The 26,716-nt window shown below is 50.0% G+C and carries 27 protein-coding genes (1 of these 27 only partly in view); 26 read left to right on the plus strand and 1 reads right to left on the minus strand.

All coding sequences use genetic code 11. The features are described from left to right. The first annotated feature begins 137 nt into the window (after window positions 1-137). The 26 genes from yabP (at window position 138) to lysS (ending at window position 26,382) form a co-directional block, all read left to right on the plus strand. Complete coding sequence (gene yabP / locus ACEN86_RS00190) at window positions 138-419, plus strand: sporulation protein YabP (RefSeq protein WP_495632411.1); 282 nt, start codon at window positions 138-140, stop codon at window positions 417-419. Further along, window positions 416-985, plus strand: a complete 570-nt coding sequence (gene yabQ / locus ACEN86_RS00195) for a spore cortex biosynthesis protein YabQ (RefSeq protein ID WP_495632412.1) — start codon at window positions 416-418, stop codon at window positions 983-985. The genes yabP and yabQ overlap by 4 nt, the downstream gene beginning before the upstream one ends. Before the next feature lie 22 nt (window positions 986-1,007). Further along, a complete protein-coding gene (locus ACEN86_RS00200; RefSeq protein ID WP_495632413.1) occupies window positions 1,008-1,355 on the plus strand; it encodes an FtsB family cell division protein in 348 nt (115 codons plus the stop codon). 119 nt (window positions 1,356-1,474) lie between these two features. Continuing rightward, window positions 1,475-1,969 carry a S1 domain-containing RNA-binding protein gene (locus ACEN86_RS00205; RefSeq protein WP_495632414.1) on the plus strand — a complete coding sequence of 165 codons (495 nt, stop codon included), beginning with the start codon at window positions 1,475-1,477 and terminating at the stop codon, window positions 1,967-1,969. Between the two features lie 525 nt (window positions 1,970-2,494). After that, entirely contained in the window at window positions 2,495-4,996 is a 2,502-nt protein-coding gene (spoIIE, locus tag ACEN86_RS00210; RefSeq protein ID WP_495634171.1) for a stage II sporulation protein E, read from the plus strand. A 235-nt stretch (window positions 4,997-5,231) separates the two neighbouring features. Beyond that, a complete protein-coding gene (locus tag ACEN86_RS00215; RefSeq protein WP_495632415.1) occupies window positions 5,232-5,972 on the plus strand; it encodes a hypothetical protein in 741 nt (246 codons plus the stop codon). After that, window positions 5,956-6,885 carry a serine/threonine protein kinase gene (locus ACEN86_RS00220; protein ID WP_495632416.1) on the plus strand — a complete coding sequence of 310 codons (930 nt, stop codon included), beginning with the start codon at window positions 5,956-5,958 and terminating at the stop codon, window positions 6,883-6,885. Before ACEN86_RS00215 ends, ACEN86_RS00220 begins: the two co-directional genes overlap by 17 nt. A 57-nt stretch (window positions 6,886-6,942) precedes the next feature. Then, window positions 6,943-8,391 carry a tRNA lysidine(34) synthetase TilS gene (gene tilS, locus ACEN86_RS00225; protein ID WP_495632417.1) on the plus strand — a complete coding sequence of 483 codons (1,449 nt, stop codon included), beginning with the start codon at window positions 6,943-6,945 and terminating at the stop codon, window positions 8,389-8,391. Window positions 8,392-8,443: 52 nt separating this feature from the next. Further along, window positions 8,444-8,983, plus strand: a complete 540-nt coding sequence (gene hpt, locus ACEN86_RS00230) for a hypoxanthine phosphoribosyltransferase (RefSeq protein ID WP_495632418.1) — start codon at window positions 8,444-8,446, stop codon at window positions 8,981-8,983. A 99-nt stretch (window positions 8,984-9,082) separates the two neighbouring features. Beyond that, on the plus strand, window positions 9,083-11,200 hold the full coding sequence (gene ftsH, locus ACEN86_RS00235; RefSeq protein ID WP_495632419.1) for an ATP-dependent zinc metalloprotease FtsH: 2,118 nt from the start codon (window positions 9,083-9,085) through the stop codon (window positions 11,198-11,200). 243 nt (window positions 11,201-11,443) lie between these two features. Further along, window positions 11,444-12,382: a quinolinate synthase NadA gene (nadA, locus tag ACEN86_RS00240; protein ID WP_495632420.1), complete on the plus strand. Its 939-nt coding sequence runs from the start codon at window positions 11,444-11,446 to the stop codon at window positions 12,380-12,382. A gap of 39 nt (window positions 12,383-12,421) precedes the next feature. After that, window positions 12,422-14,038: an L-aspartate oxidase gene (gene nadB / locus ACEN86_RS00245; RefSeq protein ID WP_495632421.1), complete on the plus strand. Its 1,617-nt coding sequence runs from the start codon at window positions 12,422-12,424 to the stop codon at window positions 14,036-14,038. Beyond that, window positions 14,028-14,894 (plus strand): carboxylating nicotinate-nucleotide diphosphorylase, encoded by an 867-nt coding sequence (gene nadC / locus ACEN86_RS00250; protein WP_495632422.1) that lies wholly within the window; start codon window positions 14,028-14,030, stop codon window positions 14,892-14,894. The genes nadB and nadC overlap by 11 nt, the downstream gene beginning before the upstream one ends. Before the next feature lie 5 nt (window positions 14,895-14,899). Then, a complete protein-coding gene (locus ACEN86_RS00255) occupies window positions 14,900-15,667 on the plus strand; it encodes a type III pantothenate kinase (protein ID WP_495632423.1) in 768 nt (255 codons plus the stop codon). A gap of 89 nt (window positions 15,668-15,756) precedes the next feature. Beyond that, window positions 15,757-16,644 (plus strand): Hsp33 family molecular chaperone HslO, encoded by an 888-nt coding sequence (gene hslO, locus ACEN86_RS00260; RefSeq protein ID WP_495632424.1) that lies wholly within the window; start codon window positions 15,757-15,759, stop codon window positions 16,642-16,644. Window positions 16,645-16,899: 255 nt separating this feature from the next. Further along, window positions 16,900-17,838, plus strand: a complete 939-nt coding sequence (gene cysK / locus ACEN86_RS00265; protein WP_495632425.1) for a cysteine synthase A — start codon at window positions 16,900-16,902, stop codon at window positions 17,836-17,838. Window positions 17,839-18,034: 196 nt separating this feature from the next. Continuing rightward, window positions 18,035-19,621 carry an anthranilate synthase component I family protein gene (locus ACEN86_RS00270; protein WP_495632426.1) on the plus strand — a complete coding sequence of 529 codons (1,587 nt, stop codon included), beginning with the start codon at window positions 18,035-18,037 and terminating at the stop codon, window positions 19,619-19,621. After that, on the plus strand, window positions 19,618-20,199 hold the full coding sequence (gene pabA / locus ACEN86_RS00275; RefSeq protein ID WP_495632427.1) for an aminodeoxychorismate/anthranilate synthase component II: 582 nt from the start codon (window positions 19,618-19,620) through the stop codon (window positions 20,197-20,199). Before ACEN86_RS00270 ends, pabA begins: the two co-directional genes overlap by 4 nt. After that, window positions 20,196-21,083 carry an aminodeoxychorismate lyase gene (gene pabC, locus ACEN86_RS00280; protein WP_495632428.1) on the plus strand — a complete coding sequence of 296 codons (888 nt, stop codon included), beginning with the start codon at window positions 20,196-20,198 and terminating at the stop codon, window positions 21,081-21,083. Before pabA ends, pabC begins: the two co-directional genes overlap by 4 nt. Then, a complete protein-coding gene (gene folP, locus ACEN86_RS00285; protein ID WP_495632429.1) occupies window positions 21,080-21,949 on the plus strand; it encodes a dihydropteroate synthase in 870 nt (289 codons plus the stop codon). The genes pabC and folP overlap by 4 nt, the downstream gene beginning before the upstream one ends. A gap of 5 nt (window positions 21,950-21,954) precedes the next feature. Continuing rightward, window positions 21,955-22,317 carry a dihydroneopterin aldolase gene (folB, locus tag ACEN86_RS00290; RefSeq protein ID WP_495632430.1) on the plus strand — a complete coding sequence of 121 codons (363 nt, stop codon included), beginning with the start codon at window positions 21,955-21,957 and terminating at the stop codon, window positions 22,315-22,317. 9 nt (window positions 22,318-22,326) lie between these two features. Beyond that, on the plus strand, window positions 22,327-22,875 hold the full coding sequence (gene folK / locus ACEN86_RS00295) for a 2-amino-4-hydroxy-6-hydroxymethyldihydropteridine diphosphokinase (RefSeq protein WP_495632431.1): 549 nt from the start codon (window positions 22,327-22,329) through the stop codon (window positions 22,873-22,875). Further along, window positions 22,827-23,057: a helix-turn-helix domain-containing protein gene (locus ACEN86_RS00300; RefSeq protein WP_495632432.1), complete on the plus strand. Its 231-nt coding sequence runs from the start codon at window positions 22,827-22,829 to the stop codon at window positions 23,055-23,057. Before folK ends, ACEN86_RS00300 begins: the two co-directional genes overlap by 49 nt. Before the next feature lies 1 nt (window position 23,058). Further along, the gene (gene dusB, locus ACEN86_RS00305; protein WP_495632433.1) at window positions 23,059-24,060 is read left to right on the plus strand and encodes a tRNA dihydrouridine synthase DusB; all 1,002 of its coding nucleotides are present in this window, start codon (window positions 23,059-23,061) and stop codon (window positions 24,058-24,060) included. A gap of 239 nt (window positions 24,061-24,299) precedes the next feature. Then, complete coding sequence (gene greA / locus ACEN86_RS00310) at window positions 24,300-24,776, plus strand: transcription elongation factor GreA (protein ID WP_127201082.1); 477 nt, start codon at window positions 24,300-24,302, stop codon at window positions 24,774-24,776. A 94-nt stretch (window positions 24,777-24,870) separates the two neighbouring features. After that, the gene (gene lysS / locus ACEN86_RS00315) at window positions 24,871-26,382 is read left to right on the plus strand and encodes a lysine--tRNA ligase (protein WP_495632434.1); all 1,512 of its coding nucleotides are present in this window, start codon (window positions 24,871-24,873) and stop codon (window positions 26,380-26,382) included. A 76-nt stretch (window positions 26,383-26,458) separates the two neighbouring features. Here the strand turns inward: lysS and ACEN86_RS00320 are convergent, their stop codons facing one another. Then, a protein-coding gene (locus tag ACEN86_RS00320) for a TetR/AcrR family transcriptional regulator (RefSeq protein WP_495632435.1) crosses the window boundary here: on the minus strand, window positions 26,459-26,716 show its 3' portion. The gene runs 360 nt beyond the window's last position; 258 of the gene's 618 nt are visible here — the last part of the coding sequence; its start codon lies off the right edge, out of view; it ends in the stop codon at window positions 26,459-26,461.

Below are 26,716 nucleotides of genomic sequence, written 5' to 3' on the forward strand. Positions count from 1 at the left end.
AAAGAGGGCTGTTCCCAGGCAGATTGATCTGCCCTTGGGGACAGCCCTTTAGTTTTTTATACAAATGAAGAATCACTCGGTTCTAAAGGCTGTATTCCCTCCATAAGATGGTTACTGTAGAGGGAGGGGTACATGCCATGAATGATCAAGGAAGAGGAAAGCTGCAGGAAGTGCACATGCATAACCGCAAGCTGCTTGAAATATCCGGTGTGAACAACGTGGAGAGCTTTGACAGTGAGGAGTTTCTGCTCCAGACAGAGCTTGGCCATCTTACCATCCGCGGACAGAATCTCCATATCAAGAATCTAAGCCTGGAACAGGGGCTTATAGCCATTGAGGGAGTTGTGAATTCCCTGTCGTATTCAAACCCCGGATCAAAGCCTAAAACCAAGGGTTTCATGGGGAAGCTGTTTAAATGAATTTGCATGTGCAGTGGGTGACCCTGTTATGGATGTTTGTGTCCGGGGGAATACTGGGGGTCGCCTTTGACAGCTACCGTGTTGTATCGGGTCAGCTGCGCTTTCCGCGGTGGACGGTTCACGCCCTGGATCTGCTCTATTGGGCCGCGGCTTCGATCTTTGTCTTTCGGGTGCTGTATCAGAGTAATCAGGGTCAACTCCGATTCTATGTGTTCCTGGGTTTATTTGTAGGCGTATGGATTTATTTTTTATTCTTAAGTGTTATAACCGAGCGTTTTGTGGTAATGTTAATGGTGGTAACCAAACGAATTTATGCTTTGGTTCTGCGAATAATTCAGCTATTTATTATTGGTCCTATTCGCATTTTGCTGAAAGGCGCCAAGCTTGCGCTGGGCTTTATGTGGGTTGTCGTTCTCTTTCTGGGACGAATCTCGCTGCTGCCGGTATGGAGAATCCTAAGATGGATGACCCTGCCTCTGCTGAGACGCTTTCATATTCCTGAGCAGGCTGACAAGCTGAGAGCATGGGCGGTTCAGCTTTGGAACCGTTGGTTCACCAAGAATTAAAGGGTTTTGGAGGTGGGATATTTTGCGCGTTGTATCCGGGAATGGGACTAAGAACAGTGAACCTGTCAGTGTCAAGAATGCAGGAGCTCGCAGACGTTATAGGCTGTGGCTTGCTTTTATTGTCATTTTTATTGGTTGGGCAGGGTATACGTACATCTCCCAGGCCAGCCAGATTGGGGCGGGCTCGCGTGAACTCTCAGAGAAACAGGACTCCAAGGCCAAGAGTGACCAAGCTTTAGATCAACTCAAAAATGAAATAGAACGTCTGAAGGATCCGGAGTACATTGGTCAAATTGCAATGAAGAAGTACGGGCTCTACAGACCCGGAGAAGTGCCGATCCGTGTACCGGATTCCGAGGACGAGAAATAGATAAACTCATACAGGATATACGTCTGTTGACCTTGTTTGAGTCATTCGGTATAATCAAATCACCGAAGCCAAGATCATGATGTCTTGGTGACATTTTTAAGGGAGGATCATTTTATTTTATGGCAATAGAAGTGGGCACCAAGTTAGAAGGCAAGGTGACGGGCATCACGCACTTTGGAGCATTTGTGGATCTATCAGGAGGTGTCACCGGTCTCGTACACATCTCGGAGATCGCCGATAACTACGTCAAGGATGTTAACGATCATCTCAAGATCAACGATGTTGTGACGGTTAAGGTCATTAACGTTGATAAGGACGGCAAGATCGGGCTTTCGATTAAGCAGACTGTAGATAAGCCTGTGGAAGCACCAAGACCTCCACGTGCACCAAGACCAGATCGCCCAAGTGGCGGCGGCAGAGACGGAGATCGTCCAAGTGGTGGCGGAGGCGGTTTCAACCGGGATCGCGGAGGGCGCTCATTCAAACCTCCAGTGGGCAAAGCTTCTTTTGAAGATAAAATGTCACGCTTCCTCAAAGATAGTGAAGAGCGTATTTCGTCGCTGAAGAAGAACACCGAAGGCAAACGCGGTGGACGCGGCGCAAAACGAGTGTAATTCATCTTTAATATTTGATACAACAGACCGTAAGCCCAGCGCTTACGGTTTTTTTGTCGCCTGCGTTTATCCTCATGTTTATCGTCATGTTTTATGCCAGGTTTGTCGCCAGAAAAGGGCTTACATTTTTTTACCGACAACTTCCAACGCATTTCCGTAAGTCTCAGGGCAAATCGCTAAGAACGCAGGGCGAACATAGTGGATCATCTGGCGCCGCTGCAGGCGAACATAGATTTGGTTAAGGGCCGCTGTACCGAGTGCTGGCAAGGGGTCAAGGGCGGAGTATAAGCCCTCTCAATTTGTCGTAAATTTCTTTGCGGCTTACCCCGCCTTCTGACAAACTTTCCATAGACGCGCTCCTATAATGGGACATACCTCGTTATGCAGATTGAGCTAAAGACAGTGGGGCTGAAGACTCCAGGTTGGAATGAATACATAGGGAATGAACCGAGACTGTTCGGTGCCCTAGTGCTTGACGTTCATCTCTTTAGTTCAATCTGTATTAAATCCAGAGAAGGTGGTGCCATGATGGAGAAATGGAATGTGATTGCTTTTCCGGGAATGAAGAAGGCGAAGGAGCAGGATGGGGAGAAGTGGTGGCTTAAATGGAGACAGACCTCGGCTGCTATGAAGACAAGCCGTTTTGTCGCTGCGAACAAATGGGCGTTCCTTCTGACGATGATGGGATTCTTGCTGGGTAAGGCTACAATTCTGAATGAGTTGTCCCCTTTTGCTGTCGCTTACTTTGCTGTTATCGCATTCATGCGGCGGGATCTGCTTCTTCCGGTCTTTGCATCCGTTGTAGCGGGCGCTATATTTGCTCCTCACCATCACTTTCTCTCCGTAGTCTGGGAGCTCATTATCATCTTCTTGATGCAAAAGGGTCTCGAATCCTTCGAGAAAGCGGAAATTTCTTATGCTCCGATCATGGTCTTTACCTCAGCCTTCCTAGTTAACCTGTTCGGAGCCCTTATCGGACCGTCCCTTTCCTGGTATACCCTGACCATGACGGTGATGGATGCGGTACTCAGCTTCGTGCTCACACTGGTATTCTTGCAGGCCGTACCCATCTTCACTTATAGAAAGAAGAACTATAGTCTGCGTAACGAGGAGATCCTGTGCCTAATCATTCTGCTGGCCTCGGTCATGACGGGGGCGGTCGGATGGCAGATTAATGGGCTGTCCCTGGAGCATATCCTATCCCGCTATCTCATTCTATTGTTCGCGTTGGTAGGCGGGGCGCCCCTGGGAGCCTCGGTAGGCGTCATTACTGGGCTGATCTTAAGCTTGGCCGATATGTCAGCCATCTATCAAATGAGTCTGCTGGCGTTCTCCGGGATGCTCGCCGGCATGCTGCGCGAAGGCCGGAAATGGTCAGTAGGGCTTGGCATGCTGCTGGGCTCCTCAATCCTCTCGATCTATCTGACCGGCCCAGGTGATGTGATGACCTCCACATGGGAGACCTGTGCAGCCGTGCTCCTATTCATGCTCACGCCAAAGACCGTGATCGGTTTTATAGCCAAGTATGTGCCTGGAACCAAGGATTACACCGAATCGCAGCATGAGTATGCCAAGCGGATTCGGGATATTACCGCCGAGCGGGTTACCCAGTTCTCCCACGTCTTCAAGCAGTTGTCCCGCAGTTTTGGACAAGTCTCCAGCTCAGGTGAAATTACTAGGCGCGGAGAGGAAATGGATCATTTCATGAATGCGGCGACCGAGGGAGCCTGCGGCTCCTGCTTCCGAAAGAATCACTGCTGGGACGGGAACTTTTATCAGACTTATAAATTTATGACCGAGATGATGACTACGATTGAAGAGAATCCGGAGGTTCGGCATGATGAGCTTCCAGTTAAATGGAACAAAGTGTGCAAGAAGACGGACCAGGTCCTGAATATTATGAAGCGGGAATATGACCTCTACCAAAATGATATGCACTGGAAGCGGCAAATATACGACAGTCGTCAGCTGGTGGCTGAGCAGCTCTCCGGGGTGTCCCAGGTTATGGAAGACTTGGCCAGAGAGATCAAGAGAGAGAGTCAGACGATGTACCGCCAGGAAGAGCAGATTCGAGAGGCTCTGGAGATTATGGGCTTGTCCATTCACAGCGTGGATATCATTTGCTTGGACCATGGCAATGTTGAAATTGAGATTACCCACGCGTATACCCGAGGTTATGATGAATGCCGCAAAATTATAGCTCCTTTGTTATCCGATATTCTGGATGAACACATCGCGGTGATGAATGAATCCGTCCCATCCGGCAAAGAGGGTCTGGCGAATGTAACCTTTGGTTCGGCAAAGTCCTACGAGATCTCCACCGGGGTCGCGGGTACCGCCAAAGGGGGAGACCTGCTTTCAGGAGACAGCTTCAGTGCAGCAGAGCTCGGTAACGGGACCTTTGCGGTAGCCTTGAGTGACGGCATGGGGAATGGGGAACGGGCGAGACTGGAGAGCAGCACAGCCTTAAACATTTTGGAGCAGCTGCTTCAGTCGGGAATGGATGAGACGTTGGCAATCAAATCCGTGAATTCGGTGCTGATGCTCAGATCCCCGGACGAAATTTATGCAACGGTGGATATGGCTCTTATTGATGAGCACTCGGCGCGAACGACCTTCATGAAGATCGGTTCGTCGCCAAGCTTTATCAAGAGAGGGAATGAAGTGATCTCTGTCTCTGCAAGCAATCTACCGATCGGGATTATCCAGGATATTGAGGTAGACCTCGTAACGGTGCAGCTGTTACCCGGGGATATCCTGATTATGATGACCGACGGCATTTATGACGCCCCGGGTTATGCAGTGAACAAGGAGCTGTGGATCAAGCGTCTCATTCAAGAGATTACTACGGAAGAGCCACAGGCTATTGCCGATTGTCTGCTCGACGCTGTCATCCGCTATCAAGGAAATCAGATTAATGATGATATGACCGTAGCTGTCGCCAAGGTGGATCATCGGCGTCCGGAGTGGTCTACGCTTCACATTCCGGGAGTAGACCGTTTGGAACGCCCAAGAACCGTTAGCTGATGGGCTGTATTTCCGTGGTAGGACCGGCATTTTACAAGCTTAATGCATTGCCCGGGAAATGGAGGCTGCTTGACTGGGCTCTCCATTTTCTTATCCTTTCAGGATCGGATGTCCCCATTCCCAATATAGTTAATGCCCTTTACCCGATTCTTTCAATCTCTTAGGTTTGAACCTGCCACCGGTTGGAAATAACTAGACAAGAGAATCTGGAATCCTGAAGGGACGGCGAATATTAATGAAGCAAATTCTATTAATTACAGACGGCTGCTCTAATGTGGGACAAAGCCCGGTAATGACTGCCTCATTGGCACGTCAGGAAGGAATTACAGTGAATGTGATCGGGATCGTGGATTATGGAACCATTGGAGAGCTGGGTAGCTTGGAGATTAAGGAGATTGCCAAGGCAGGCGGCGGGATGAGCCGCTTGTCTGGAACCGAGCAGCTTGCGCAGACGATGCAGATGATGACCAGGAAGACCGTGGTTCAGACGATTCAGCAGGCGGTTAATAGAGAATTGAAACATATTTTGGGAAAAACAACGGTCGAGGACCTTCCCCCTGACAAGCGGTCTGAGGTCGTCGAGGTGGTAGATGAGCTTACAGAGACTACCCCGCTCGAAGTGGCACTCTTAATTGATGCAAGTGCGAGCATGAAGCCAAAGCTTGCCGCCGTAGAGGAAGCAATTCGGGATTTAATGATCAGCCTCAGTGCTCGGGAAGGGATGAGCCGGATAGCCGTCTTCCATTTCCCTGGCCGTCATGGGGGAGAAGATGCCGTTCTCGATCAGGGATGGACCTCCGATCTGGGCGGAGTACGGAACCTCTTTCAACGCTTGGTGATGAGAGGAGCTACCCCAACCGGGCCGGCGATCCTTAAGGTGATTGATTTCTTTCGATATGGTACAATAAATGGAAATCAGACTAGGCCGGAGGACAATGATGAAAGAGAAGGGATGCTCGGTGACTACGTCGTATAGAACCGGCATCCCTGCCGGGACGCTTGTAACAGGCCGCTGGCGCGGAGGACGATATCTTGTTCAGCGGCTCCTCGGTCAGGGAGCGAATGGAATTGTATATCTTGTACAGCAGGCCGGGACCCGCAACTTATATGCCCTCAAGATGGGGTATGACGCCTTGGATCTGCAATCAGAGATCAATGTGCTGAAGGCGCTGCAGCGGCAGAATCAGCAGAGCGGTGAGGATCGGGATCTTTCTTATCTGGTGGAGGTGGATGATTACACCTTGGGGGATAGGGAGATTCCTTTCTATGTTATGAGGTATGTAAAAGGTGAGCCGCTGAGTAAGTTCCTCACCCGCAGGGGAGGGCAGTGGCTTGACTTGGCCGGACTTAACCTGCTTAAGCAGCTGGCAGCTCTTCATAAGGGAGGCTGGGTATTCGGTGACTTGAAGCCAGACAATGTCCTGGTGTCTGCGTATGGTGATGTAGAACTCATTGATTATGGCGGCGTAAGCCAGAACGGACGAAGTGTGAAGCAGTTCACGGAGTGGTATGACCGCGGATTCTGGAATGCAGGCGGCCGGACAGCCGATGCCGCTTATGATTGGTTCTCTTTTGCCGTGGTATGTATCCATATGCTGGCGGAGTCTCGTCTTAAAATTGCGGCGAACCAGCTTCCGCAGACCCGAAGCGCAGCCGATCTGATCCAGATCCTGAATCAGGAGCCGCGTCTTCGCCCCTATTCCAGTTGGCTGAAGAAGGCGATTAGCGGGGGGTTCAAGCATACGGATGAGGCTTATGATACGTGGAAAATCATGATCTCGCGGAAGCCGACCCGTCAATCTGTCCGGAGAACACCGGGCTGGCTTAAGAGCGCTTTTGCCATATCATTATTTTTGCTAGTCTGCGCGATCTATTTAACGCTGCGTTAGCAAGTGCCGGCATGCTCACATTCGGTTGATGGGTCAACCTAGCAAGGGGAGAACGCAATGGAAGACTTGAACCAGCTTGTAACTTATGTGCGCAGCATGGCGCGCAAATACGACTTATGGTCTGCTCATGACTGTATTGTAGTCGCAGTATCCGGCGGCCCGGACTCTGTGGCTCTTTTGCATGCACTTCATCAAATAGCCGGGGAGCCGGGCATTTCACTCCGCTTGGTGTGTGCGCACGTGAACCACGGATTTCGCGGCGCGGAGTCAGATGCCGAGGCTGAATTCGTGAGGGACACAGCGGCTAGACTGGGTATTCCCTTTGAGCTGGGCAATTATGATGTGCCGGCTTTTATTGAAGAGACGGGGATGAGCCTGCAGACAGCAGCCAGAGAGAAGCGGTATGAATTCCTGCACAGCATTGCCGGTAAATATCACGCTTCCGCTATCGCATTAGCCCATCATGGAGATGATCAGGCAGAGACCGTTATGCTGCGTCTGCTTAGGGGAACGGGCATGACGGGACTTGCCGGAATGAGAATCAAGCGGCGCGAAAAAAATGTGGAACTAATCAGACCCCTGCTGCGTATATACAAGACGGACTTGATCCGGGTGTGTCATAATTGTGGTCTGGCGTATGTGACAGACAGCAGTAATCTGAGCAATAAATATGCCCGCAATGCTGTCCGATTGGATGTACTGCCCTTTTTGGGGCAATATAATGGTCAGTTGGCTGAATCCCTGAATCGCCTGGCTGAGGTAGCCGGCGAGGAAGATGATTATATGCATCAGGCGGCCAAGGAGGCATATGGCAGACTTGCCAGGTCAGCAGGAGGGGGAATTGCCTTCTCTGCCAAAGATTTTGGCCGCTTACATGCTGCTTTACAACGGAGGTTGATTAAACTAATATTAAATTATCTGCCTTTGAACACCGATGACATTGATTTCCTTAAAATTGAGGTCATTCGTGAGCGTGTTTTGCAGGAATTTCCCTCCAACTGGAGTCTCGATTTGGGCGGGGGCCTGCGCTGCATAAGGGAGTATGATGAAGTTTCTATTTTACCGGAGAATACGGATAAGGTTAAGCTGGAATATACATACCGTCTGGAGGAAGTTCCTGCAAGATTACCGATACCCGAAACCGGAAGAGAATTAAGATTTACTTTACGGCCGCGTGGCGCACAGTCTGCGGAGTCAGACTGGAAGGCATCCGGTAATGACGAAGCACTATTTGATGCGGATAAGATTAACTATCCGCTGATCATACGTTCACGCCAGCCGGGAGATATCATGAAAGTCATGGGATTAAACGGAAGCAAAAAGGTTAAAGATATTTTCATTGATCAGAAAATACCTCCATCTGTCCGCTGGGCCACTCCCGTTATAACGGATGCAGCCGGCCGCATATTATGGCTGCCCGGTGTCCGCAGATCCGCACACGCGGCTGTAGGGAATCATACCTCTTCCATCTTGCGCATGCAGATGGATTGTAAGGGCGGAAGGTAACCGGTTATCGCCATAGTCAGGCTTTCATAGTATAACTTAGGAGGTTCTTGCATTGCAGAACGATATCAAAGAAGTCCTTATTAGCCGGGAACAGATTCAAGAGAAAGTGGTGGAACTCGGCCAAATCCTCAGCAAGGAATATGAAGGCCGCAACCCGCTCGTTATTTGTATTCTCAAAGGAGCCTTTATTTTTATGGCCGATTTGGTTAAAGAGATAACAGTACCTTTGGAGCTGGATTTTATGGCTGTCTCCAGTTACGGTGCATCCACGAAGTCCTCAGGGGTCGTGAAGATCATCAAGGATCTTGACACTTCTGTAGAAGGACGTGATGTACTCATCGTCGAAGATATTATTGATAGCGGACTTACGCTAAGCTATCTGATCGATGTGCTCGAGCGCCGCAATGCGAAGTCCACTACTGTAGTAACGCTGTTCGATAAGCCGGCTCGCCGGACGGTGGATCTGGAAGCGGATTACACCGGGTTTGTCCTTCCTGACGAGTTCGTAGTTGGGTATGGTCTGGACTATGCCGAGAAGTACCGCAACCTCCCTTACATCGGGATTTTGAAGCCTGAGGTTTACACCAGCTAAGACAGCACTCCGCAAGTGCCTAGTGCCTCCCGTGCCATTGTTGAGATGGCAAGACAGGCTATGGTAAAATAACTTAAGTGTTTTGAGAGGAGGTAGGGGATGAATCGGTTCATCCGGAATTCTGGTTTTTATTTAATTCTTTTCTTAGTCGTGGTGGGCATCGTCCAATTCCTCAGCGGTGGGGGCGAGGCGGCCGACACCCCTAGATATGACCAATTGCGCCAGCAGCTTCAGGCGAATAATGTCAAGGAAATGACAGGTCAATTCGATGGTTACGCCTATCTGGTAAAAGGTAAATACAGGGACAAGGCGAAAGCTGATAATAAAGAAAGCTTTCAGACCTATGTTCCATATGATACAAATGTGGTAACTGAGCTTACCGCTTACAGCGAGAAGAACAACGTGCACTTGTCCTGGAGCAAGATGGAGGGCGACAGCATTTGGCTCACACTCCTGACCTCCATTGTTCCACTCGCGATTATGTTCATTCTGTTCTTCTTCCTCTTCAACCAGGCTCAAGGCGGCGGCGGTAAGGTAATGAACTTCGGCAAGAGCCGTGCCCGGTTATATAATGAAGAGAAGAAGAAGGTTACCTTTGAAGATGTAGCCGGTGCCGATGAGGAGAAGCAGGAGCTCGTAGAAGTCGTTGAGTTCTTGAAGGATCCCCGCAAATTCGCGGCTGTTGGTGCCCGTATTCCTAAAGGGGTGCTCCTGGTGGGCCCTCCAGGTACAGGTAAAACCTTGCTTGCCCGTGCAGTAGCCGGTGAAGCAGGCGTTCCTTTCTTCAGTATTTCAGGTTCGGACTTTGTGGAAATGTTCGTCGGTGTCGGCGCATCCCGTGTCCGTGACTTGTTCGAGAATGCGAAGAAGAATGCCCCTTGTATCATCTTCATTGATGAGATTGATGCGGTTGGTCGTCAGCGCGGTGCCGGACTCGGCGGCGGACATGACGAACGTGAGCAGACGCTCAACCAATTGCTCGTAGAAATGGACGGCTTCGGAGGCAACGAAGGAATTATCATCGTAGCCGCAACGAACCGTGCCGATATTCTTGATCCGGCGCTCCTTCGTCCGGGACGTTTCGACCGTCAGATTACGGTTGACCGCCCAGATGTGAAAGGCCGTGAAGCTGTACTTAAGGTACATGCGCGTAACAAGCCTTTGACCAAGGATGTTCGCCTGGATGTTATTGCTAAGCGTACCACGGGATTCACAGGTGCAGACCTGGAGAACCTGCTTAACGAAGCGGCCCTGCTTGCTGCACGCCGCAACCGCAAGGATATCTCCATGCGCGAGGTAGATGAAGCAATCGACCGTGTTATCGTAGGTACGGAGAAGCGCAGCCGCGTGGTCAGCGACCGTGAGAAGCGTATTGTGGCGTTCCACGAAGCGGGTCATACGATTGTGGGTTACTTCCTAGAGCATGCAGACATGGTTCACAAGGTTACCATTATTCCGCGTGGCCGTGCCGGCGGGTATGTAATTATGATGCCTAAGGAAGACCGCATGCTGGTCACCAAGCAGGAGCTGCTTGATAAAGTTACCGGTCTCCTCGGAGGACGTGTATCCGAGGAACTGTTCATCGGTGAAATCGGTACCGGAGCTTACAGTGACTTCCAGCAGGCTACCAGCATTGTCCGCAGTATGATTGTGGAATATGGTATGAGTGAGAAGCTCGGTCCAATGCAGTTCGGGACTTCCCAAGGCCAAGTGTTCTTAGGCCGCGATATTGGGCACGAGCAGAACTATAGTGATGCGATTGCTTATGAAATCGATCAGGAAATGCAGCGCTTCATTAATGAAAGCTATGAACGCTGTAAGCAGCTGTTGATGAAGTATTCCAAAGAGGTTCATCTCATTGCTGAAACACTCCTTGAGGTGGAGACACTCGAACTGGATCAAATCAAACAGTTGATCGAGACAGGCAAGCTTACACCGGATCCGGATGGAGACGGAAGCGGGTCCTCGGAATCTGGCTCTCCGATTGTAGATACCATTGGAGATGTGAATGTTCGCATTCAAGCTAGAGACGAGGAAGCTCAGCCGCAAGTTCCAGGCGGAGATATCCCGAATGACGTTCCAGGAAGCTCGGCGAATGATATCCGCGGAGATCATCCGGTGGATACTCCCGAGGGAACCGTGAAGGATGCCCCTGCAACATCACCGCAGCCGAAGGATCAAGATAGAAGCGGAAATGGTGGCAGCACACCGCTATAACTAAGCGACTCCTTATAATTACCAACAAAGGTATATATGGAGCAATCGACCAGCAAACCGGAAAACACTTGGTGTTTTCCGGTTTTTTTGCGGATTGCAGCAGATTGACAGCAGAACTCACGTTGTGTAAATTAATTGTTAAACAATGCACAAAGTTTTTGGGATATCCGGATAGATACAGAGACCGGGTTTGAGAGACTCATTTTAATCCATATTGCTGTAAGATACAGGGGAGGATGTCGGGTGGAGGCATTAGCTTTGGAACGCAAAGCAGAGCAGAACCGCGAACTTCGGGAGCGGCTTGCACAGCTTAAGAAGGAAAGAAACGCCATTATTTTAGCGCATTACTATCAAAGGGATGAGATTCAGGAAGTTGCTGATTTTCGTGGAGACTCTTTTTTGCTGGCACAAAAAGCGGCACAGACCGATGCTGAGGTAATTGTATTCTGCGGAGTTCACTTCATGGGGGAAAGTGCCAAGATTCTGGCTCCGAACAAGACAGTCCTTATTCCTGACGAGCGGGCAGGCTGTCCGATGGCTGATATGGTAAATGTGGACGGCTTGCGGAAGGTGAAGGCCGAGCATCCGAATGCCAAGGTCGTTACTTATATTAATTCATCTGCCGAAATCAAGGCGGAGACTGATATTTGCTGTACTTCTTCAAATGCCGTGAAAGTGATTAATTCTGTAGATGCAGACGAAATTATTTGGGTTCCGGATAAGAACCTGGGCTCTTATGTTCAGCAGCATACCGATAAGAAAATGATTATCTGGGAAGGGTACTGCAACACCCATGATATGCTGACAGTTAAAGATGTAGTTGAGATGAAGGCCAAATACCCGGAGGCTCAGTTCGTGGTTCATCCGGAGTGCCGCCCAGAGGTTGTTGAGATGGGGGACTTTGTAGGCAGCACGACAGCTATTCTTGATTATTGCAAGCAGTCTGACTGTAAGCAATTCATCGTGGGGACCGAAGACGGTACAGGTTATCAGCTTAGATTGGATAGTCCGGATAAGGAATTCTTTTTTGCTACCAAATTTCTCGTATGTCCGAATATGAAAGTAAATAATCTGAAGAAGCTGGTCAAATGTCTGGAGACCATGCAGCCGCAAGTGTATGTTCCACCGGCTGTGGCGGACAAAGCTAGAGCATCCCTAGAGCGCATGTTACAGGTTAAGTAGCATGCGCTACTCTCTTGCCCTAAAGACAGGTGAAATGAAATGATACCTAAATACTTAGTGGATTTTGATCTTGGAGAAGTTCCGGTGCGCGAGACAGACGTCATTGTGATTGGTACGGGAATCGCGGGTCTATTCGCAGCCATTAAAGCTAGTGAAGACCGGCGGGTCGTCATGATTACGAAGCAGGGCTTAATGGAAAGCAATACGAGATATGCGCAGGGAGGAATTGCGGCCGTGATCTCGGAGGAGGACTCACCTGAGTCTCACCGGGATGATACTCTTTTTGCAGGGGCGGACTTCTGTTTGCGGTCGGCGGTAGATGTGCTTGTCCATGAAGGCTCCGAAGGCGTAAGAGACCTTATACGGATGGGGGCTGCTTTTGACCAGGAGAACGGTGAATTAGCACTGACCCAGGAGGCTGCCCACAGCCATCGGCGTATTCTTCATGCAAATGGAGATGCTACAGGATATGAGATTGTACGGGCTCTTGCTCAGAAGGTCCGTGAGATTGAGAATATCGAGATTCTAGAATATCATTATGTCATTGACCTCATTACGGAAATGGAAGAATGCCAGGGCGCGTTGCTTCAGGGACCGGATGGGAAGCGGCTGTTCCTGCGTGCGGATGCGACAATTTTGTGCAGCGGCGGGGCAGGTCAGCTTTATCGATACACAACCAATCCAGAAGTAGCTACCGGGGATGGGGTAGCGATTGCTTACCGGGCTGGCGCTCATATCCGGGATATGGAATTCATTCAATTTCATCCTACGGCACTAAGTTATTCCGGAGCTCCGCGATTTCTAATCTCGGAAGCGGTAAGAGGAGAAGGTGCGATACTTCGTAATATCCATGGTGAGCGATTCATGGAGAAGTATCATGCCCAGCTGGAGCTTGCACCCCGGGATATCGTGGCCCGGGCGATCGTAAGTGAGATGGAAGCTACAAAGTCGACGTTTGTATATTTAGATATCACACATGAGCTCCCAGAGACGGTGAGGAACCGTTTCCCAACCATCTATGAGACTTGTATCCGGTATGGGCTGGATATTACCAGCGACTGGATTCCGGTCGCTCCGGCTGCACATTATATGATGGGCGGGGTTCAGACGAACCTGCAGGGGGAGACTACGATTGCACGGCTGTATGCCTGTGGCGAAGTATCTTCAACAGGAATCCACGGAGCTAACCGGTTAGCCAGCAATTCACTGACGGAAGCGATTGTATTCGGCCGCCGGATTGTGGAACAGATCCGCAAGCTCACTCCCTTGAAGGCAGATTGGAGGCATATCTCCAATCATGAACAACGAACTGGCGTATACCCTTCTAAGATCAGTGAGCGGAAGCTGAAGCTGCAGAAGATCATGGTTCGGCATGTGGGAGTCAGACGGGATGAGGATTTGCTTAAGAAAGGTCTTCAGGAGCTGCAGCAGCAGACAGATATTTTTGGATATGAACTGCGGCGGAGTGAGGAACTGGAGTATGCGAATATGCTGACCTGTGCCCTTCTCGTAACGGAATCTGCACTGGCTCGTCAAGAAAGCCGGGGGGGACATTACCGGGAGGATTATCCGGAACGCAGAGATCTGGACTGGCTGAAGCGAATTGTCCGCCATCGCGAAAAAGGAATGTTGGAGGCTGCAATCGATGATATTTAATGGATATAATGAAGGCCTTATAGAATCTATACGTGGCTGGCTGAAAGAAGACGTTGGGTCCGGTGACGTGACCACATCGGTGACTATACCATTTGGACATGAATCCAAGGGAATTATCCATGCTAAAGATAACGGAATTATAGCCGGAATTCCCGTAGCGCAGCTGGTGTTTGAAGTGGTCGATCCCATGCTTTCTTTCAAGGCGCATGCCGAGGAAGGACAGTATGCTGCCAAGGGTGACGTCTTGATTGAGGTGGAGGGAAGCACGCACAGCATCCTCACCGGCGAACGTCTGGCTCTGAACTTGTTGCAGCGCCTCTCCGGAATTGCTACACGTACGCGTACGTATGTAGATGCCTTGGAAGGCCTTGATGTGAGACTGGTTGATACGCGCAAAACAACTCCAGGCCACCGTGTGTTAGAGAAGTACGCGGTACGCATGGGAGGAGGGGCCAATCACCGATTCGGCCTGTATGATGCGGTTATGATTAAGGATAATCATATTAAGGGAGCAGGCGGTATCGCACAGGCGGTCAGCAGGGCGCGGGCGAATATCCCGCACACGATGACCGTTGAAGTCGAGACCGAGAATATGGAGCAGGTCGAAGAGGCTCTGGCAGCGGGAGCAGACATTATTATGCTCGACAATATGAAGCCTGAATTAATGAAGCAAGCGGTTCAGCGGATTAAATCGGCGGCGCCCCATGTGACGGTAGAAGCTTCTGGGAATGTGTCGCTGGATACAATAAGGGGTATAGCCGAATGTGGAGTAGATGTCATATCTGTAGGCAGACTAACCTACTCCTTCGAAAGTCTGGACATCAGTCTGGATCTGAATGACAAGAAAGTGAGGTGAGAGCCATGATCCTTGTGGTTGACGTGGGCAATACGAACATCGTGCTCGGGATCTACAAGAACCGTGAGCTGCTGCACCATTTCCGTTTGGGGACCAATCGGCAGTCTACAGGAGACGAATACGGCGTTTTAATACATAATCTGTTTAGAATGTCGCATATTGATATACGGGATATAGAGGGCGTCATTATATCCTCCGTTGTTCCACCTCTAATGCATGTACTTGAGCAAATGTGTGAGACGTATTTGAAGAAAGCTCCGCTGATCGTAGGTCCTGGCATCAAGACAGGACTTAATCTGCGATATGAGAATCCGCGCGAGGTCGGAGCTGACCGAATTGTCAATGCGGTGGCTGCTGTAGAGCTTTATGGCGGCGGTCCTTTGGTGGTGGTTGACTTCGGCACGGCGACAACTTTTGATTGTATAGATGATAAAGGCAATTATTTGGGCGGTGCTATTGTACCCGGCATTGGAATTGCAACGGAAGCCCTCTATCAGCGAGCTTCAAAGCTACCGAGGATCGAGCTTGAGAAGCCGAAGAAGGTAATTGGGCGCAATACGATCCACGCTATGCAGGCGGGCATTATTTTTGGATATGCGGGTCAGGTTGATGGTATAGTGGATAGGATCGGCAGAGAAATGAATGCGAAGCCCAAAGTGGTGGCTACTGGCGGCTTGGCTGAGCTGATTGCCAGCGAGACAAGCAGCATTGAAGAGGTGAATCCTCTTCTCACCTTGGAAGGGTTAAGGTTGATCTACGAACGCAATTGTTAATGCGATACTTATCTATTTGAGCAATTAAGAAGCCAGGCATCCTTATACTAAGCTGGAACATCTGAGAACTTTGAGGAGGCGTAACGAATATGAGCCAAGAGAAGGATCGTTTGATAAGAGGAACGGCAATGGATGGGAAAGTGCGTGCCTTTGCTGTAAGAACAACACAGCTTGTAGACGAGCTGCGCCGCCGGCATGACACTTATCCGACTGCAACGGCCGCCCTTGGGCGTACGCTTACGGCCGCAGCCATGATGGGTTCGATGATGAAAGGCAATGAGAAGTTAACGGTTCAGGTTAAGGGTGACGGTCCCCTTGGACAAATTGTAGTCGATGCGAACGCCAATGGAGAAGTCCGCGGGTATGTGAATGATCCGCATGTGCATCTTCCCAGCAATAGCCTAGGCAAGCTCGATGTGGCCGGAGCCGTGGGAACAAGCGGTTTTATCCATGTCATCAAAGATCTGGGGCTCAAGGAACCTTACCGGGGCAGTGTGCCTATTATCTCCGGTGAGCTGGGGGAAGATTTCACTTATTACTTCGCGGTATCGGAGCAGACCCCATCTGCTGTAGGGTTGGGTGTGCTGGTAGATAGCGATTCCTCGGTCATTGTAGCCGGGGGCTTTATTATTCAGCTTCTCCCTGGTCTGGAGGATAAGGAGATCGCAGCCATCGAACAAGCGATTGGTATGCTTCCACCGGTTACCTCTTTGCTGGATCAAGGCCTGGAGCTGGAAGAAATGCTGAAGTGGGTTATTCCGGACGTGAGAGTTCTGGATGAAATGGACATTACCTTCGCATGCACCTGTTCCCGTGAACGTGTGGAGAAGACTTTGATCAGCTTAGGAGAAAGTGAGCTGAATCAGCTTATAGAAGAAGATGAACAGACCGAAGTGGTATGTGACTTCTGCAGGGAATCCTATGTATTCCAGCGTGAGGAACTTCGGGAGCTGCTGGAACAGGCGAAAAGTAAATAATACGAGATAAAATACTTTGCTGTGCAGGTTCAGACTTTTGACACGGATAGCAAAGTATTTTTGTCGTCCATTATTGACAACTCCCCGTAGGTATTGATAAGATAAGACTATCAAAAACCTACTTAATTACTCGGATATCATAACAGCCAGGATCTAATGATTCATTAGAACTCCTGAGCTTGTGCTATATACAGCTTAAGTACCATCATACTTTTTTTCATGCAATGGGTTACTAATCAGGGGAGGGTTTATATCATGGCAAAAGTCGTAAATAATGTAACAGAACTAATTGGCGGAACACCTTTGGTACGTTTGCAGCGCATTGTACCGGAAGACAGCGCAGAAATTTATGCAAAGCTTGAGTACCAGAACCCGGGTTCAAGCGTCAAAGACCGTATCGCGATCAGCATTGTGGAAGAAGCTGAGAAGCAAGGTAAGCTCAAGCCAGGCGGCACAATCATTGAAGCTACAAGCGGCAACACCGGTATCGGTCTTGCTCTAGTAGCGGCTGCTAAAGGATACAAGGCGGTTATCGTTATGCCTGAGACGATGAGTATTGAGCGTCGCAACCTGCTTCGTGCATACGGCGCAGAGCTGGTACTGACTCCAGGAGCAGAGGGCATGAACGGAGCCGTGAAGAAAGCAGAAGAAATTCTGGCAGCTAACCCTGACTATTTCCTCGCAGATCAGTTCAGAAACCAGGCTAACGTGAAGATTCACCGTGAGACTACAGGTCCTGAAATTGTAGAAGCGATCGAGTCCCTGGACGGCAAGCTGGATGCATTCGTGGCTGGTATCGGTACAGGCGGAACGATCTCTGGTGCGGGTGAAGTCCTGAAGAATCGCTTCCCTGATATCAAAATTGTAGCTGTTGAGCCAGCGGCTTCCCCAATCTTGGCCGGCGGCAAGCCAGGTCCTCACAAGATCCAGGGTCTGGGTGCGAACTTCATCCCGGAAATTCTGAATCGTGAGATTTATGATGAAATCATTCATATCGAGAACGAAGAAGCTTTCGAACAGGCTCGCAAAGTAGCCAAAGAAGAAGGCATCCTTTCCGGTATTTCCTCTGGTGCAGCAGTTCTGGCTGCTCTGAAGGTAGCTAAAGAGCTTGGCAAAGGCAAACGTGTAGTTGTAGTCATTCCAAGTAATGGCGAGCGTTACCTGAGCACACCACTTTATAACTTCGAAGGTTAAGACGCTAAGTTAGACTTTTAATATAACAAGATTGAATCGGCCCCTATGAATTCCTGAGTGGAGTTTATGGGGGCCGATTCTCTATATTCAGCCTAAGCTTATCGTAGACAGCACAAGATTGGGGCTTTCATCGGAATGGAACCTTTAGTATACTAGCAAACAATAGACAGGCTTTTGAGCAGGAGGTTGAAGGTGGATGAAAGTATTAACGGCATGGAAGCAGTGGCAGCAGTGGGCTCGCGAAGCATATACCCTGCTTCCACTGGCTGTGCGAATCAGCGAGGGGAAGGCCCTGCCCCTTTCCTGGATGCGTGCATGGGAATACGCCTCCCCTTATTCCTTCGTGCTGGAAAGCGGCAAGGACGGCAGATTTACATTTCTCGGGTTGAACCCTGTTTCGGTAATCCGCGGTAAAGGCAGTCAGGCGGAGGTTAGTGACCTGACTACAGGGGAGAGTAGTCGCCTTCACGGCGCCCCTCTGAAGTTGATCGAGCAGTGGATGGAACCTTATAGAGCACCAGCTTTGGAGGGCTTGCCCAAATTTAGCGGGGGCTGTGTCGGGTTCCTGGGTTATGATGTTGCCCGCTCCTTAGAGAATTTGCCTAGTAAGGCGAAGGATGATCTGCTGCTGGACGATTACGTCTGGATGCGGATGAATGAGCTGTGGATTGTAGACCACGAGGAGCAGGCGGTCTACGCCGTTGTTCATCTTCCGCTTGATGGAGTCCAGGCGACTAAGGGTGATATGCAACAGGACCTGCTAGCCACTTTATACGAGGATGCCTGCCAGCGTGCGGCGAAGATGGGTGAGCAGTGGAAGAGCATCATGAGCTGGGGACAATCAGATGAAGCGGCGCAAGAGATTCAGCGCCGGAAAGCGAGAACACGGCAGGTCCAGGAGGCAGGGCAGTGGCCGGAGAGCGGATTAACCACCTCTTTTGAGCAAAAAGACTTCGAGAAGGCGGTTACCCGGATCCAGCAGTACATCTCAGCCGGGGACGTGTTCCAAGTGAATCTGTCATTACGTCAGCAGCGCAATCTCAGCTCCACGCCGGAAGAGATCTATGAATGGCTGCGGCATTTGAATCCCTCGCCATACATGGGTCTGCTCCGGTTCCCGGAATACCAGCTCGTGTCCGGTTCCCCGGAGCTGCTTGTGAAGCTGGAACAGGGAGAGATGAGTGCAAGGCCCATCGCCGGAACAAGGCGGCGGGGTAGAACGGCCGAGGAAGACTGTCGTATGGCGGAAGAGCTCCGCTGCAGCGAGAAGGAGCGGGCCGAACACATCATGCTGGTTGACCTGGAACGTAATGACCTTGGCCGGGTAGCGGCCTATGGATCGGTGAAGGTGAGCGAACTGCTTGCCGTCGAGTATTACTCGCACGTCATGCACTTGGTCTCCGAGGTGAAGGGTCAGCTGGCTTCAGGACGAACCTTATATGATGTTATTGCTGCCAAGTTCCCGGGGGGAACAATCACCGGCGCACCCAAGGTACGGACAATGGAGATTATTGAAGAGCTTGAGCCTGTAACGCGAGGGCCTTATACCGGGTCCATGGGCTGGATTGACTATCGTGGTAATATGGAATTAAACATTATTATCAGGACGTTAGTAGTTAAAGACAAGGTCGGTTACATTCAGACCGGAGCAGGGATTGTAATCGACTCGGAGCCATACCGTGAGTATAGAGAATGTCATAATAAGGCCCGTGCCATGGCACTTGCCGTGGAGCTTAGTGAAGAGGCTGCCCAAATCAACCGAGGACAGGAGATGTTGACATGATTTTAGTTATCGATAACTACGATTCGTTCACTTATAACCTAGTACAGTATCTTGGCGAGCTTGGAGAAGAGGTTACCGTTCGGCGTAATGATGAGATTGATATTGAAGGAATCAGGCAGCTTGCTCCAGACCATATCCTCATATCCCCAGGTCCCTGCACGCCCAACGAGGCCGGCATTAGCTTAGAGGTCATCGAGAATTTCAAAGGAATTATTCCGATCTTTGGCGTATGTCTGGGTCACCAGGCTATTGGCCAGGCTTTTGGAGGCAATGTGATTCGGGCTGAACGTCTGATGCATGGCAAAACCTCACCGATTCGCCACCAGGGCGCCTCGGTATTTGAAGGTCTTCCAACACCATTCACTGCGACTCGCTATCACTCGCTGCTTGTTGAACGGGATACGCTGCCCGATTGCCTCGAGATTACAGCCGAGACCGAGGAAGGCGAGATTATGGGACTTCGCCACAAAGAATACGATGTGGAAGGTGTTCAGTTCCACCCCGAGTCCATTATTACCGATCATGGCCACCAAATTCTGCGCAACTTCCTCAGCCGCAAGGCGGGAGCCAGAGCTTGAATTTCATCGGAATAGGTGGAAGAGTTGTACCAGCAGATAAAGCCGTGATATCCGTTATGGATCACGGCTTTATGTACGGACTCGGTCTGTTCGAGACGTTTCGGACCTATAACGGAGTTCCTTCGCTGCTGCTTCGCCATTTGGATCGTCTTACTGCCGGCTGTGAGTCACTGGGTATTTATTATCAACCTAATCTAGATAAGTTGATGAACCATATTTCCGAGCTGCTTGCTGCATCTAATCTAACTGAAGCTTATATTCGCTATACGCTAACGGCAGGGGAAGGCGATTTAGGTCTCCCGGTGGGTGATTATAGTTCACCGCAGGAAATTATTTATGTTAAGCCGCTTCCGGAACCCCCGGCTTCGCTCTATACGGAAGGAAGGCCGCTTAGATTACTGCACACCCGGCGGAATACGCCGGAAGGAGCCGTTCGTTTAAAATCACTGCATTATATGAATAATATATTAGCTAAGAGAGAATTGACGGCCAGCAGTAAGCTGGGGGCCGGGCCGGTGGAGGGGCTTCTTTTAACAGCGGAGGGGTATCTTTCGGAAGGGATCGTGAGCAACCTGTTTTTTGTGAAGGACGGGTTGCTGTATACCCCTGCTGTCCAGACCGGGATCCTGCCCGGGATTACGAGAAGCTGTGTAATTGAAGCTGCAGGTGAACTGGGATTGGCGTGCGAAGAGGGCTTTTACACATGGGAAGAGCTTCTGAGTGCGGATGAGATTTTTACAACCAATTCGATTCAGGAGTTAGTACCTGTCCCTGCTCTAATTGACTCGGAAGATAGGCGGAAGACTGTGGGACCTGGCCGGTGCGGAGAAGTAACAGCTATGCTATTGCAAGCTTACCGGAAGAAAGCGAGGAATTTGGCGTGAGACCTAAGTTCTATGACCGCAGCTACCGCTGTGGAGAGACTACCCTAACGCTTGGACACAGAACCTTGATCATGGGAATTTTGAATGTAACTCCCGATTCGTTCTCGGATGGGGGGAAATATATAGACCCTGATGCAGCGGTAAGTCACGCCCTTCAAATGGTAGCGGACGGCGCGGATATCATTGATATTGGCGGGGAGTCGACTCGTCCGGGTCATGAGCCGGTAAGCCAGGAAGAAGAACTGAACAGGGTGATTCCTGTGATTAAGGCGATTCACCAGGCGGCGCCGCACATCGTACTTTCCATTGATACGTACAAAGCAGAGGTGGCCAGGCAAGCTCTTCTGGCAGGGGCGCATATTATCAACGATATATGGGGGGCCAAGGCCGACCCGCAGATGGCCTGCGTTGCCGCCGAATTTGGATGTCCAATCATCCTGATGCATAACCGGCATGACCGGAATTACAGCAGTTATATCGAGGATATTGTACACGACCTTCAGGAGAGTATCGATATCGCAGTCCGCGCGGGCGTTGCGACAGAGAATATTATTCTCGATCCGGGTGTTGGCTTTGCCAAGGACCACGATGAGAATTTGCGCATCATGCGTTCTCTGGACCGCTTAACGGAGATGGGATTCCCCGTACTGCTTGCCACCTCTCGCAAAAAGTTCATTCGAACCACGCTGGATCTGCCAGCTGATGACGTAATCGAGGGGACGGCTGCAACAGCTGCACTGGGCATCGCCCAAGGCTGCCAGATTATTCGGGTGCACGATATCGCACCCCTAAAACGTACCATAGACATGTGTGATGCCGTAATGTACAGCCCAGGGCACAACACTGAACTTGATGGAGAGGCATGATAATAATGGATAAAATGACTTTGACTCGTATGGAATATTACGGCTTTCACGGTGTATTTGAAGAGGAACGCAAGCTGGGTCAGCGCTTCTATATAGACCTTGAGCTGCGGCTAGATCTGCATCAGGCCGGCATTCATGACGATTTAACCCAGACGGTAAACTATGCCGAAGTGCATGGTCTGGTCAAAAAAATCGTAGAAGGCCGAAGCTTCAAACTAATCGAAGCTCTTGCTGAGTGTATTGCATCCGAGATACTCGCCACTTATACTGTTATACATGAATTAACAGTTAAGGTTACCAAGCCTCATCCGCCTTTTGATATTCATTTCGAGGGCGTTACCGTGGAACTGGTAAGATCAAGAAAGTGAGAACCTGCTATGACTTCACATTTTCCCTCTGAAGGATCAGAGGCTTATATTGCTTTAGGGGCTAATTTGGGTGAGCGGGAAGCGACGCTGCTCGAAGCTATTGACCGCCTGAATCAGCACCCCTCGATTACGGTGCTCCGCTGTTCAAGTCTTTATGAGACCGATCCGGTGGGCTACGTGGATCAGCCTAATTTTATCAATATGGCTCTTGCTCTGCGCACTGCGCTGGAACCAGAGGAGCTGCTAACGGCCATGCTGCAGATTGAACTCGAGCTTGGACGCGAGCGGCATATCCACTGGGGGCCGCGGACAGTAGATTTGGATTTGCTCTGGATGGAAGGAAGAACCCTAGACACGCCCCAGCTGACCCTTCCCCATCCCCGGATGCAGGAACGCGCCTTTGTGCTTGTTCCGCTGGCCGAGATCGTTCCAGAGGATGATCACACGGATCTGTATCCATTTGTACAATCAGCATTAGACACAGGGGGCGGGAAAGAAGGCGTCCGTTTTTGGAAGAAATGCAGCTGGCACACCGCATCCGGGCATTCCGCAAGCTAAAGGGGTACACCCAGCAGCAGCTGGCTGAAGAGACAGGTATATCCCTTGCCGTCTTGGGAGCTATCGAGCGGGGGAACCGCCGTGCCGAAGATAAAGTCATTGACACTATTGCTAAAGTTCTGGGCATTTCCGTATCGGAGATTAAGCCTTTCGATAACAATACAACAAAGGAGGGAACCTGACGTGCTCAAAATTGGCGATATAGAATTGAAGAACCAAGTCGTGCTTGCCCCAATGGCAGGCGTATGCAACCCGGCCTTCCGGCTGATTGCCAAGGAGTTCGGGACAGGCCTTGTCTGTGCGGAGATGGTCAGCGATAAAGCGATTATTCACGGGAATAAACGCACGAGAGAAATGCTGTTTGTCGATGATCGGGAGAAACCTCTAAGTTTGCAGATTTTTGGCGGTGATCGTGCTTCTCTTGTGGAAGCTGCCAAAGTCGTCGATCAAGATACGAACGCAGATATTATCGATATTAATATGGGCTGCCCAGTGCCCAAAGTAACGAAGTGTGATGCTGGCGCCCGCTGGCTGCTTGAGCCTAACAAGATCTACGAAATGGTATCTGCTGTTGTGGATGCCGTAAGTAAGCCGGTAACGGTCAAAATGAGAATCGGCTGGGACTCTGAACATATCTTCGTTGTAGAGAATGCCAAAGCTGTGGAAGCTGCCGGGGGCAAGGCCATCAGCGTTCACGGGCGCACCCGTGAGCAGCTCTACACCGGTTATGCGGACTGGAGTTATATTAAGATGGCCAAGGAAGCTGTATCTATTCCCGTGATTGGGAACGGCGATGTATATACGCCTGAGGATGCCCGCCGCATGCTCGATGAGACCGGCTGTGACGGAGTCATGATCGGCCGGGGTGCACTCGGCAACCCGTGGATGCTGTACCGGACGATTGAGTATCTGAAGAGCGGAGAGCTTGCGCCTGAACCGGCTCCGGAAGAGAAGATACGAATTGCTATTCTTCACATGGACCGTCTGGTTGCCCTGAAGGGTGAGAATACAGCAGTGAAGGAAATGCGCAAACACCTGGCCTGGTACCTGAAGGGGATGCAAGGTGGCACACAAGTGAAAGACATGATCATGGAAGAGACGAAGCGTGATGAAGTGGCTCGAATCCTGGAGGATTATGTGATGAGTCTTGGAACCGAGTCTGCCGATTATGTGGTAACCGCCTAATAAAACGTTTTCATTTCAGGGCCTGTATGTCATTGACATTTTGCGGTGCTTACCCTATAATTTCTCAGTATAAATTCGCCTCAAGAGATAACTTCCCAGCACAGAGATGTTCTCATCACTGTGAGATTGCATATGATATTCTCTAAATGATGCGTGATATTATTTGGAATGAACTACAGATAGACTGTGTAGTTCATTCCATATAGCGAAATTTATTTCCATGACAGGAGAATCGGTTGATGAGCGATAAAGAAGTTATTCTTACCCAAGACGGTCTCAAACGACTTGAAGAAGAGCTGGAGAACCTTAAATCCGTGAAACGGCGTGAAGTTGCTGAACGGATTAAAGTGGCTATCGGATATGGTGATATTAGTGAGAATTCGGAGTATGAGGACGCGAAGAATGAACAGGCCTTTATTGAGGGTCGTATTATAACCCTGGAGAAAATGCTGCGTAACGCCCGTATTATCAACAATGATGAGATTGATACAGACACAGTAAGCATCGGCTCGATTGTGATTGTGGAAGATCTGGAATTTGGAGATACGATGGAATACGCGATTGTCGGTTCGGCTGAATCCGATCCGCTTCAGAATAAGATTTCTAATGAGAGTCCAGTGGGCAGAGCTATTCTGGGCAAGCAGATTGGGACAGTAGTGGATGTAACGGTTCCTGCGGGCGTTATTCAATATAAAATTTTGGAAATTAAGAAATAAGGCGGAGGAGCTTCCCTGAGGAAGCTTCTTTCACTGTATTTAAGCGGTTAGCCGTACATACGGCATCACAGTCTGTAAGGGAGTTGAACGACGAATGAGCGAGGAAATCTCAAATCAAGAAGTAGAAGTCAGCGAGCTGCTGCAAATTCGACGCGACAAATTGGACGAGCTTCGTGCTTTAGGTATCGATCCATTTGGTCAAAAGTATGAGCGTACCCATAACGCAGGTGACATTTTACAGAAGTACGATTCGCTTAGTAAGGAAGAGCTAGAGGAGCAAGCGGTAGAAGTCCGTATTGCAGGCCGGATTATGGCCAAACGTGGCATGGGAAAAGCGAGCTTCGCCCATATCCAGGACCTCAGTGGCAAGATCCAGATTTACGTCCGTAAAGATACTGTACCTGAAGTGAAGTATGAGGCCTTTGATCTGCTTGATCTGGGTGACATCGTAGGGGTAAGCGGAGAGGTCTTCAAGACCAAGACTGGAGAGACCTCGATTAAAGTGAAAGATCTTGAGGTGCTGAGCAAGTCCCTGTATCCACTTCCGGACAAGTATCATGGCTTGAAAGACGTTGAGCTTCGTTACCGTCAGCGTTACGTGGATCTGATCATCAATCCTGAGGTTCAGCAGACATTTATTCTGCGTTCCCGCATTATCCAATCGATGCGCCGTTACCTGGATTCCCTGGGATACCTTGAAGTGGAGACACCAACCCTTCACAGCATTGCCGGCGGAGCTGCGGCACGTCCGTTTATTACGCACCATAACGCGCTTGATATGGAACTGTATATGCGGATCGCGATCGAACTTCACCTGAAGCGCCTGATTGTTGGCGGGCTTGAGAAGGTATACGAGATTGGACGGGTATATCGTAATGAGGGAATTTCCACAAGACATAACCCTGAATTTACTATGATCGAACTTTATGAAGCCTATGCGGACTACAAAGATATCATGGCACTGACAGAGAACCTGGTAGCTCATATTGCTCAAGAGGTGCTCGGAACACAGACCATTCAATATCAAGGTCAGGAAGTTGACCTTCGTCCGGCATGGCGGCGGGTATCCATGGTGGATGCGGTTAAAGAGGTTACGGGCGTAGACTTCAGTGTCCAAATGACAAATGAAGAAGCGCACCGCCTGGCGGGGGAGCACAAAGTTCCGGTTGAGAAGCATATGACCTTTGGCCATATCCTGAATGCCTTCTTTGAGCATTTTGTGGAAGAGACGCTGATCCAGCCTACCTTTATTACAGGTCATCCTGTTGAGATTTCGCCTTTGGCGAAGAGAAATGAAGCTGATCCTCGCTTCACAGACCGTTTCGAATTGTTCATTGTTGCACGTGAGCATGCCAATGCCTTCACAGAGCTTAACGATCCTATTGACCAGCGTCAGCGGTTCGAGGATCAGCTTAAGGAGCGCGAGCAAGGAAATGACGAAGCCCATGAGATGGACGATGACTTCATTCGCGCCCTTGAATACGGCATGCCGCCTACAGGAGGACTAGGGATCGGAATCGACCGTTTGGTTATGCTGCTAACAGATTCAGCCTCCATCCGGGATGTCCTATTGTTCCCTCATATGCGCGCACGTTCAGCTGAGTAATATCCATAAGATAGATTTCCCTATACAAAAAGAACAGCCCTTGAGTTCAACTCAGAGGCTGTTCTTTTTTTGTTCCTTATGACTTACAAAGAGATTGAAGATGCTGGGCCACCAGTTCTTCGAGCCTGCCCGGAGTCATGTACTCGGGTCTAATGACCGCGTGCAGGGCTAGTCCGTCAATGAGGGAATGAAGCCGGGCGGTTTCGAGGTCCACATTCAAGTCAGGTATCGCAAGATCCAGCTGAATGAGAGATTCAATTATCGAGCGTATACCCACCCGCATTTTTTCATACACCTGGTCACTCAGTGCTTTAAGAGAAGGATCCGCAAGTGC

The organism is Paenibacillus sp. Paensp111, from assembly GCF_059492195.1.